Origin of the sequence: Clostridium sp. KNHs216, from assembly GCF_006714885.1 — a bacterium.
Classification (GTDB): domain Bacteria; phylum Bacillota; class Clostridia; order Oscillospirales; family Acutalibacteraceae; genus Caproiciproducens.
Window position 1 is genome coordinate 1887550 of sequence record NZ_VFMF01000001.1, and the last position, 9313, is coordinate 1896862.

9 protein-coding genes are annotated in these 9313 nt (G+C 53.8%); 1 reads left to right on the plus strand and 8 read right to left on the minus strand.

Going from position 1 to position 9313, the window contains the following annotated elements; all coding sequences use genetic code 11:
- Window positions 1–76 precede the first annotated feature (76 nt).
- The 7 genes from LY85_RS09180 to acpP all read right to left on the minus strand — a co-directional run bounded on the left by LY85_RS09180 (window position 77) and on the right by acpP (window position 6196).
- Window positions 77–928, minus strand: a complete 852-nt coding sequence (locus LY85_RS09180; protein WP_141826382.1) for a hypothetical protein — start codon at window positions 926–928, stop codon at window positions 77–79.
- Between the two features lie 349 nt (window positions 929–1277).
- Window positions 1278–2342: an LCP family protein gene (locus LY85_RS09185; protein ID WP_141826383.1), complete on the minus strand. Its 1065-nt coding sequence runs from the start codon at window positions 2340–2342 to the stop codon at window positions 1278–1280.
- Window positions 2339–2827, minus strand: a complete 489-nt coding sequence (locus LY85_RS09190) for an RNA polymerase sigma factor (RefSeq protein ID WP_141826384.1) — start codon at window positions 2825–2827, stop codon at window positions 2339–2341. The genes LY85_RS09185 and LY85_RS09190 overlap by 4 nt, the downstream gene beginning before the upstream one ends.
- A gap of 130 nt (window positions 2828–2957) precedes the next feature.
- Window positions 2958–4394 (minus strand): proline--tRNA ligase, encoded by a 1437-nt coding sequence (gene proS, locus LY85_RS09195; RefSeq protein ID WP_141826385.1) that lies wholly within the window; start codon window positions 4392–4394, stop codon window positions 2958–2960.
- Window positions 4395–4478: 84 nt separating this feature from the next.
- The gene (locus LY85_RS09200) at window positions 4479–4667 is read right to left on the minus strand and encodes an OadG-related small transporter subunit (RefSeq protein WP_141397635.1); all 189 of its coding nucleotides are present in this window, start codon (window positions 4665–4667) and stop codon (window positions 4479–4481) included.
- Window position 4668: 1 nt separating this feature from the next.
- Complete coding sequence (locus LY85_RS09205; protein WP_141828038.1) at window positions 4669–5751, minus strand: sodium ion-translocating decarboxylase subunit beta; 1083 nt, start codon at window positions 5749–5751, stop codon at window positions 4669–4671.
- A gap of 217 nt (window positions 5752–5968) precedes the next feature.
- Window positions 5969–6196, minus strand: coding sequence for an acyl carrier protein (acpP, locus tag LY85_RS09210; RefSeq protein ID WP_038325944.1), 228 nt, complete (start codon window positions 6194–6196; stop codon window positions 5969–5971).
- A 223-nt stretch (window positions 6197–6419) separates the two neighbouring features.
- On the opposite strand from acpP, the gene LY85_RS19260 reads away from it, so the two are divergent.
- The gene (locus LY85_RS19260) at window positions 6420–7778 is read left to right on the plus strand and encodes a shikimate kinase (RefSeq protein WP_185741173.1); all 1359 of its coding nucleotides are present in this window, start codon (window positions 6420–6422) and stop codon (window positions 7776–7778) included.
- A gap of 11 nt (window positions 7779–7789) precedes the next feature.
- Here the strand turns inward: LY85_RS19260 and LY85_RS09220 are convergent, their stop codons facing one another.
- Entirely contained in the window at window positions 7790–9160 is a 1371-nt protein-coding gene (locus LY85_RS09220) for a sensor domain-containing diguanylate cyclase (protein WP_141826386.1), read from the minus strand.
- Between the last annotated feature and the right edge of the window lie 153 nt (window positions 9161–9313).

Here is a 9313-nt window from a genome sequence, read left to right on the forward strand (position 1 = left end):
TTCCGAAAAAAGCAAACAGAGGGGCCAAATTCAATTTTAGGCGAAACGGACAAGGTCCTTCCTTTTCAAACGAGACTTAGATAAAGTTCTTCCAGATCTCGTTGCTGGTAGCGTAGGGCTTCACCTGTGCATAGGTCAGGCTGAGCTTGACCAGGCGCTTTTCCGGTTTTGTAATCTGGAAAGCAAAGCCGACGTCGTATTTCGTAAAATAAATCGCGCCGGAATCCAGAGCGGACTTGATTACACTGGCCGTCACGGACGGGGCGATATCGGAGCTCAGCTGCTGCTTCGCAGCGGTTTCCAGCAGCTTGTAAAGCGCGTCGTTTTTCGTGATCAGGTCTTTCATTTCCAGCGCGGTGCCGGTTTTCAGGTTAATGTTCATCGCCCGGAGCGTATGGACGTTCTCTCCCTTGGAGGAAAGCTTCACGTATTCGTTAAAGCCGAGGCTGAGAAAATTGGTCCCCTCATAGGTGACGTCGCCGTTTACCTTGACCGTGGTCTTTTCGGTTTTGGCGCCCGTCCCCAAAGAATTGATCGTCTTCAGCGCGGAGGTTTTGATTGCCGTGTTTACCTTATCCGCATTGCTGATTTTTCCGGAAAGAACCGGATAGGACGCGGAATAGGACATGTTGCCGTTCTTGTAGCTGTATTTTTCATCCTTGACCGTATAGGTCCCGTTGTTTAATCCGGAAACCGCCTTGTTATTTTCCACCCTCGGTGCCTGGCTCGGTACAGTCGGCTTGCTGGAAGCCGCTGCAGCGGAAGAGGACGACGGAGCCGTGGAAGTCACGCCGCTTTGTCCCGCATCCGAAACGGTCTGGCTGGAAACGCCGGACACGTCGTTCTGGGTCGGAGCAGCCTGTCCTTTACAGGCCGACATGGCAAGTACCATGGCAAGTGCGCAGATCAGCGCCCATAATTTTTTCATGGATGATTCACTCCTTTTAAGTATTTCTGTTTCTTCTTAAATATCGGCAAACCGATGCATGTCTCCGTATGCCGCAACGTATCCGGCAAAGCCCGGATACATACGAAATTTTCTAAAACATCTGCCAACGTTTCCTAATGCTACCATATCCGGCCCAAAAAATCAAATGACAAACCCGTTATGAAAATGACAATAATCCGCTTGTTTGTTACCTTTTGGAGAATATATTATACAGTATTTTCCACTTGAAACAAATTCATTCAGTTAAATGAAATAAATATATGAAAATAAGGAAGCGGAAGGCAAATGTCTTCCGCTTCGCAGTGGATATGCAGGAATCCGACAGATTTCAGGAGCCCTTGTTCCAGTAAATATACTGGATAAGACTGTTCTGATATTTCTCGAGATCCGGAACCAGCACCGCCGTATTCGATTGCTGTATTGTAACCTGCTGCGCTGTGTACAGTTCCTCCGAGGGCCGGAAATAGCCGACCGGAAAGCTCCGGCATGCATAAGCATCCGTCCCCAGCTTCAGCGCGGTTTCCGGATTCATGCCGGTTTTTACAAAGGGCAGCAGTTTTTCCGTAAGCGAGGCCAGAGAGTGCGCATCCACTGATTCCAGCCTGCTGATGATCCCTGCCGCCGCCGCCTGGATCCGCTGCAGCCTCGACTCCTCCCCGCCGATCTGGCGGATACGGGAATAGTACAGTGCCTGCCTGCCGGAAAGGGTCCGGTCCCCCGCGCTGATATCCCGCGCGGCGGGCTCGCCGGAATACCGGTTGACAAGGTCGGCCTCCTGTGCGGTCACGTTTACGGGAATCCCGCCCAGAGAATCAACGGCCTTGACAAAGCCGCTGTAGTCGATCACCGCGTAATCATCCACATCGATCTTGAAATTCTGCTCGATCGTCTTTACGCTCAGTTCGGCGCCGCCAAGCTGATAAGCGGCATTCAGTTTATTCTTCCCGTTCCCCGGGATCTCCACGTACAGATCGCGCGGGAAAGGCGTCAGAATCCACCGCTCGCTGCCTTTCCGGCGGTCGATGGAGAGAAGCATGATGCAGTCGCTGCGCCCGGCGCCGTCCCCGCCCGCGTCATCCACGCCCAGCACCAAGAGGTTGCGCACTTCATCCTGATGATAAAGGCCGTTCACCAAACCCGGCTGCGCGTAAGAGGAGGGGGAGGCGGCGTTGACCGACGATTCCCCGTTCCGGACGGTACCGATGGGCTTTAACAGCTTCGGCACAAACGTAAACCCCAGTATCAAAACGGCCAGACAGGCTGCGCAGGCGGCAAGCGCCGGAAATCCGGACCGGCGTCTGTTCTGCGACGGCTTTCCGCTCATCACTTTATCCTTTAACTCTTCCCTTGCATGAATCCGGTTGACGGCATCGATAAAATCCTCTGTTTTCATGATATCAGCTCCTCTCTCATCTGCAGCTTCAGTTTCTCACGGCCCCGGTAAAGCGCCACCTTGACGGCATTTTCCTTCATCCCCAGAATGTCGGACATTTCCCTGATCTTATAACCCTCAATATAATGAAGATACAAAACCGTTTTGTAATTCGGCGGCAGCTCCATCAGCTGTTCCAGCACCTCGGTCTGCTCCGTGGTTTCGGCGTACTCGCCGATTTCCTCCAGCGATACGGTCTTCCTGAAAAAGAAGCCCCTTCTTTTGTCCCGGCTGCCGTTTGTGGCCACCCGGATCAGCCACGCTTTTTCATGCTCCTCGCTGTGAAATTTGGGGCGCTTCTGCAGGTACTTCGCAAAGGTGTCCTGTACGACGTCCTCCGCGTCTTCCCGGTTGCAGAGAATGACCATGCAGAGCTTGAACAGCATATTCCCGTATAAATCATATTTCTCAGACAGGTCATCCGGGCGCGTTCCCTGTTTCCCCATGGATTCATCTCCTTTCACGAATAACACGTTTATAGTACCCAAAAGGTTACAGCATAAAAACAATCATCACGGAGCATATCAAAAACAGCCGCGGAACGATTCCGCGGCTGCCGGCATTATTATTCTGTTATCAGTATGCCTTGCCCCAGTAGACCATCGATTTCGCGGGCTTGCCGCAGCAGACGCAGGTGTCGGACAGATGCTCCTGCTCGAACGGCATGCAGCGGGAGGAAACGCCCGCGGCTTCCTTGAGCTTTTCCTCGCAGGCCGGGTCGCCGCACCACATGGCTTTGATAAAGCCCGGCTGATTGTCGGCAATGTTTGTAAGCTCCTCCAGAGTCCGGGCGGTATACGTCATGCTTTCGCGGCGGGCAAGCGCGTTTTCGTAAATTCCTTTGCGCACTTCCTCCAGCTGTTCCGCAATCGCGGCCTCCAGATTGTCCAGCGGCACAAAAATCTTCTCGCGGTCGCTGCGGCGGACCAGCACGCACTGATTCTTTTCGATATCTTTGGGTCCGATCTCCAGACGGAGCGGAACGCCCTTCATTTCATACTGCGCGAATTTCCAGCCGGGGGTATTGTCCGAATCGTCCACACGCACGCGGAAGCTCTTTTTAAGCCGCTCGCGCAGCTCGTGCGCCTTTTCCAGCACGCCGGGCTTATGCTGCGCGACGGGCAGAATAATCACCTGGATGGGCGCGACGGCGGGCGGGAGCACAAGGCCGTTGTTGTCGCCGTGCGTCATGATGATGCCGCCGATGATGCGGGTGCTCATCCCCCAGGAGGTCTGGAACGGATGGCAGATGGAATTGTCCCTGCCCTGGAAGGTCACGTTGAACGCTTTTGCAAAGCCGTCCCCGAAGTAATGGCTGGTGCCGGACTGGAGCGCCTTGCCGTCATGCATCATCGCCTCTATGGTATAGGTGGCCACGGCGCCGGCGAATTTTTCCTTGTCGGTCTTGCGGCCCTTGATCACCGGAATGGCAAGATCGTTTTCACAGAAGTCGGCGTAAACCCGGAGCATCTGCTCCGTCTCCGCCTCGGCCTCCTGTGCGGTTTCGTGCATGGTGTGGCCCTCCTGCCAGTGGAATTCCACGGAACGCAGGAACGGGCGCGTGGTTTTTTCCCAGCGCACAACGGAGCACCACTGATTGTAGAGCTTCGGCAGGTCGCGCCAGGAATGGATCACCTTGGCGTAATGGTCGCAGAACAGGGTTTCGGAGGTCGGGCGCACACACATTCTCTCCTGCAGCTTTTCACTGCCGCCCATCGTGACCCAGGCGACCTCGGGAGCAAAGCCCTCCACATGCTCCTTTTCCTTATTCAGCAGGCTTTCGGGAATAAACATCGGCATGGAAACATTCTCATGGCCGAGCTCCTTGAACCTTGTGTCGAGAATATGCTGAATATTTTCCCAGATGGCCCAGCCGTACGGCTGAATGACCATGCATCCGCGCACGCTGGTGTAATCCATCAGCTCCGCTTTTTTGACAATATCGGTATACCATCTGGCGAAATCCTCCTCCATGGGAGTGATCGCGTCTACCATCTTCTTCTGTTCCGCCATTGAAATCTCCTCAATTCTGTTAGATTATACGGGATAAAGCAAACCCCCCGGCTCTTTGCAACGCCAAGGGGTTCATCGATCGTCTTACTTTGTATCTTTATTCGTACCGCTGGTTTTATTAAGTATGACAATCACGGCATAAATCAAAATCATGACGATAAAAATGCCGAGCATGCCCTTCCCCATCAGTTCAAACGATTTTCCGATATCGGCGCCGCTTACGTCGCCCATAAGACTTTTAAACAAAACCGCCATTGCGTTTAACTGCATCATGTTATATCATCCCCCAAATTCTTGCAAGATTCAGGATAATGCCTCCCGCAACAACCGATCCGATCTGGCCAGCCACATTCGCGCCGACCGCGTGCATCAGGATGTGGTTCTGATTGTCCTCTTTCAAAGCCATCTTCTGGATGACCCTCGCGGACATCGGGAACGCGGAAATTCCCGCGCCGCCGACCATCGGGTTGATCTTTTTATCCTTCGGCAGGAACAGGTTCACGATTTTCGCAAAGACCACGCCGCCGATGGTGTCGAACACAAAGGCGAAAAGGCCCAGCGCCATAATGATCAGAGTACCGAGGGTAAGGAACTGCTCAGCCCGCATCTGATAGGCGATGGTGATTCCCAAAAAGATGGTAATCAGGTTTGCAAGCGGTCCCTGCGCGGTCTGGGAAAGCGCTTCCAGCTTGCCGCATTCCCGGATGAGGTTGCCGAACATCAAAAAGCCGACCAGCGCAACGGAATCCGGCGCGACCAGTCCCGCAATCAGCGTAACGATGATCGGGAACAGGATTTTCGTGGTTTTGGAAACCGCCTTCGGATTATAGGGCATATGGATCATCCGCTCATGCTTCGTCGTCACAAGGCGGATCGCCGCGGGCTGGATAATCGGCACCAGCGCCATATAGGAGTAAGCCGCCACCGCAATCGCGCCGATGTAGTTGCTGTGGAGTATCTGTGAAACCAGAATGGAGGTTGGGCCGTCCGCCGCGCCGATCACTCCGGCGGCCATTGCGTCCTTCAGCGGGAACCCGAGCAGAACCGCCAGCACGACGGTAAGGAAGATGCCGAACTGGGCCGCGCCGCCGAACAGCAGCATACGCGGGTTGGAAAGCAGCGGGCCGAAATCAATCATCGCGCCGATTCCCACGAACAATAAAAGAGGGAATGCTTCGGAAGCGACGATTCCCTTTTCAAACAGCCACTTCACAATGCCGGATTCCCCCACTACGCCGGGGAGCGGCAGGTTGACAAGGATTGCTCCGAATCCCATCGGTAAGAGCAGTGCCGGTTCGAAATCCTTTTCAATGGCAAGCCAGATCAGCAGCGCGCCGATCGCCCACATGACCAGCATCTTGGGGTTCTGGGCCATGTACTGAATGCCGTTCGTTAAAAAGCTGAATTCACTCAACGACTTTAACTCTCCTTCTGTTAAAAAATGCGAAACTTAAAATTATTATATCTGATACGCGGTGCTATTTCAAGTAAAAGCACAATAAAATCGCAGAAAAACAGAAGAAAATTAAAAAACCGCCATGCCTGCGCACAGCGGTTTCAGGAAGATGTGTCACTCAGACATTATCTTCAATGTACTTGACCAGTTCCCCAACGGTTTTGATGTTGTCAATCTCTTCATCGGGAACTTCGATTTCAAACTCGTCCTCGATGGACATCAACAGGTCGACTACATCCAAGGAATCGGCGCCCAGATCGTCAGCAATGCTTGTTTCGGGAGTGATAGAGTCCTCCTCAACGTCAAACTGTTCGCTGAGAATCGCCTTTACCTTCTCAAAAACCATGTCGTATCCTCCTTAAAAATCTTGATTACAAATTTTGAAACATCGGCACGCGGAAAACGTTATTGTTTATTGTGGACAAAAATATCTCTCGTGTGTTACAATTGCCACAGAAAAAACCACATATATCGCTCCGGACACTGATTGTATAACCACATATTATTAGCAAACCATGACTTTGTCAATATTTTTTTAACCTTTTTTTTAGAAAGCAAGAGGAAAGAAAATGGCCGAGAATCATTTCGCCGTGATTGGACATCCAATTGCGCACACCATGTCCCCGTTTATTCATGAAAGACTTTTCGCCCTGAGCGGGAAAGCCGGCCGCTATGGAGTCCTGGACATCGCGCCGGAGGAACTGCCCGGCCGGATGGAGCTGCTGCGTACCCTGATCGGCTTCAACATCACCATTCCCCATAAGCAGTCGATTATTCCGCTGCTGGACGGGCTGAATGAAAAATCGGAATTTTTTCATTCGGTCAACACCGTAAAAAATACGGACGGCCGTCTGACCGGCTTCACCACGGACGGCACGGGCTTCTGCAAGGCGCTGAAAGCCGGAGGCGCGTTCCTGGACGGCCGCACGGTCGTGCTCGGCGCGGGCGGCGCGGGCAGAGTGCTGGCGTTTGAAGCGATCCTTGCCGGCAGCAGCGTGACCGTGGCCGTGCGCCCGCACGGGCTGGCGGCGGCGGAAAAGCTCTGTGCGGATATCCGCGCAAAAACGGCGGGCGCACAGGCGGATTTCTGCCTTATGGAGGACATCGGCGGAAAAATCGATTTACTGGCCAACGCCACGCCGGTCGGCATGTTCCCCCGCACCGGGGAATGCCCGGTTCCGGAGGAAACCATCCGCAAAGCCGACTGTGTTTTCGACGCGGTATACAACCCGGACCAAACGCTTCTGATCAGAACCGCGCGCAAAAACGGCGTGCGGGCCGTCGGCGGGATGAGCATGCTGGTCTGGCAGGCGGCGGCCGCGCACGAAATCTGGTACGGGGCGAGCTTTGACGCAGGTGATATTCAGGCGCTCTGCGCCGACGCCGTGGCGGAAATGAAAAGGAAATTCGGCAATATCGTTTTATGCGGCTATATGGGCAGCGGAAAGACCTGCGTGGGAAACCGCCTTGCCCGGATCACGGGCCGTACCTTTGTGGATATGGACCGCTATATCGAGCAGAAGGAGGGCGTGACGGTCGCGGAAATTTTCTCCTCGCGGGGAGAAGCCGCCTTTCGCGCGATGGAACGCGCGGCGGCAAAAGAACTGTCCCTGAAAAGCGGCCTGATCATCGCCACGGGCGGCGGGGCGCTGATGGATCCCGAAAACACGGCCGCCCTGAAAGGAAACGGCGTGATCGTACTGCTGGACGCTTCGGTCGAGGCCATCCGGCAGCGCCTTTCCGGCGACTCCACCCGCCCGCTGCTCAGCGGGCCCGGCCGGGAGGAAACCATGAGCCGCCTTTACAGCGAGCGGACGGACAGGTACCGTGCCGCGGCGGATTTCACGGTGGACGCGGACGGCGGGGTGGAAACGGTTGCGGAAAAAATCCGGGAGACAGTAAAAATCCCGCTCATTCCAAACGAATAAGCGGGACCCTGTTATTTATCCTGAAGCGTCATGTCGGCGTAGGTGCGGTAAGCGTCCTTCCCGCTGTTTTTTGCGGCGTACATGGCCGCGTCGGCCTTCGCAAACAGCTCGTTGTAGTTTTTTCCGTCGTCCGGGTAAAACGCGACCCCTATGCTGCCGGAAACCCTGAGCTCCGCGTCGTCCTGAGGATGGGCGTTGCGGAAAATGGTCTGCAGCACATCGGCTTTCCGCCTGACATCCCTGCGGGAAATATCCATCAGGAACACCACAAACTCGTCCCCGCCGATCCTGCCGATAATATCGTCCTCGCGGAATTTTTTCTTGATTTTGGAAGCAATATCGACAATTACTTCGTCCCCTACCAGGTGACCCAGATTGTCGTTTACATTCTTAAAATTATCAATATCGATGGTAAACAGGGCGTGGCGGCTCCCCGGGGAGCTTTGGCCGATCGCCTTGTCGATCAGCGCGTTGGTGGTCATCCGGTTGTAAAGGCCGGTCAGCTGGTCGTGCTCCGCCTTCTCCTTTAAGCTGATCGTTTCCCGTTTCTGCCTGTCGATATCGGAAATAAAGGCGATCATCCGAAGCGGTTCCTTCTGCTCGTCCCGGATCACCGTGCTGCGCACCCGGTACCACCGGTAATTGCCGTTGACATCCTTGAACCGGTACTCGGGGCTTCTGGGATTGCTCCCGTTTAAAAAATCGTAGATATCGTTGAGGATGCGCGACTTGTCGTCGTCGAAAATAATATCCGAATGGTAGAGCTGGTCCAGAAGGCCGTCCGCATTCACCTCAATGCCGAATTTTTCTTTGAACGGGGGCGAACAGTAAAGCTCCTGCGTCTTGAAATTATAATCGCAGATCGGGTCGGCCGCCTGTTCCATGATGATACGGTAGCGTTCCTCGCTGGCGGCAAGCTCCCGCCTGGCTTTTTTGATAATTTCAAGCTGTTCCCTTTCCCGCTTGATGGAATGCCTTCTCTTGGTAATATCCTCCAATACGCCGCAAAAATACTCAGAACCATCCCCCGCCGTCATAAGACGCAAACAGCAGATGGTCCAGATATAGTCCCCGTCTTTCCGAACCAGTTTCAGTTCCAGCTCGGCAAGGCCGCGTTTTTTTAAGCTTTCGGCAAGTCTACCCCAGTTGATCCGCTGGTCGCTGCTCAGCAGCCGGTTCGGCGCCGGCCCGTTCAGCGCGGTGATCTCCCCTTCGCTGTACCCAAACATCCTGTAAAAGGAAGCGCTTGCGTAGATAATCGTCAGGACACCATCGTTCTTACAGCAGAAAACACCGCCGCCGAGGTAATTGGCTATGTTTTCTATACCGAGCGTACTCATTGCCGTTTGGGGCATCGGCGTCACTTCTTTCTGTAAAGACACTTGCTGATTCTCAGGTTGATATACTTATTGATTATAGCAAATCAGTATAGAACAATCAAGAAATTTCGGATGGATTTTCACGTCCTTTTTTCTTTACGCCCAAATCCCCGCAATTTCATCTTGACACCGGCGGCATTCTGTATTATGATACGG

Coding starts and splice junctions, on each gene's coding strand:
- LY85_RS09180 (WP_141826382.1), bottom strand. CDS start 928: ATGAAAAAATTATGGGCGCTGATCTGCGCACTTGCCATGGTACTTGCC.
- LY85_RS09185 (WP_141826383.1), bottom strand. CDS start 2,342: ATGAAAACAGAGGATTTTATCGATGCCGTCAACCGGATTCATGCAAGG.
- LY85_RS09190 (WP_141826384.1), bottom strand. CDS start 2,827: ATGGGGAAACAGGGAACGCGCCCGGATGACCTGTCTGAGAAATATGAT.
- proS (WP_141826385.1), bottom strand. CDS start 4,394: ATGGCGGAACAGAAGAAGATGGTAGACGCGATCACTCCCATGGAGGAG.
- LY85_RS09200 (WP_141397635.1), bottom strand. CDS start 4,667: ATGATGCAGTTAAACGCAATGGCGGTTTTGTTTAAAAGTCTTATGGGC.
- LY85_RS09205 (WP_141828038.1), bottom strand. CDS start 5,751: ATGCTGGTCATGTGGGCGATCGGCGCGCTGCTGATCTGGCTTGCCATT.
- acpP (WP_038325944.1), bottom strand. CDS start 6,196: ATGGTTTTTGAGAAGGTAAAGGCGATTCTCAGCGAACAGTTTGACGTT.
- LY85_RS19260 (WP_185741173.1), top strand. CDS start 6,420: ATGGCCGAGAATCATTTCGCCGTGATTGGACATCCAATTGCGCACACC.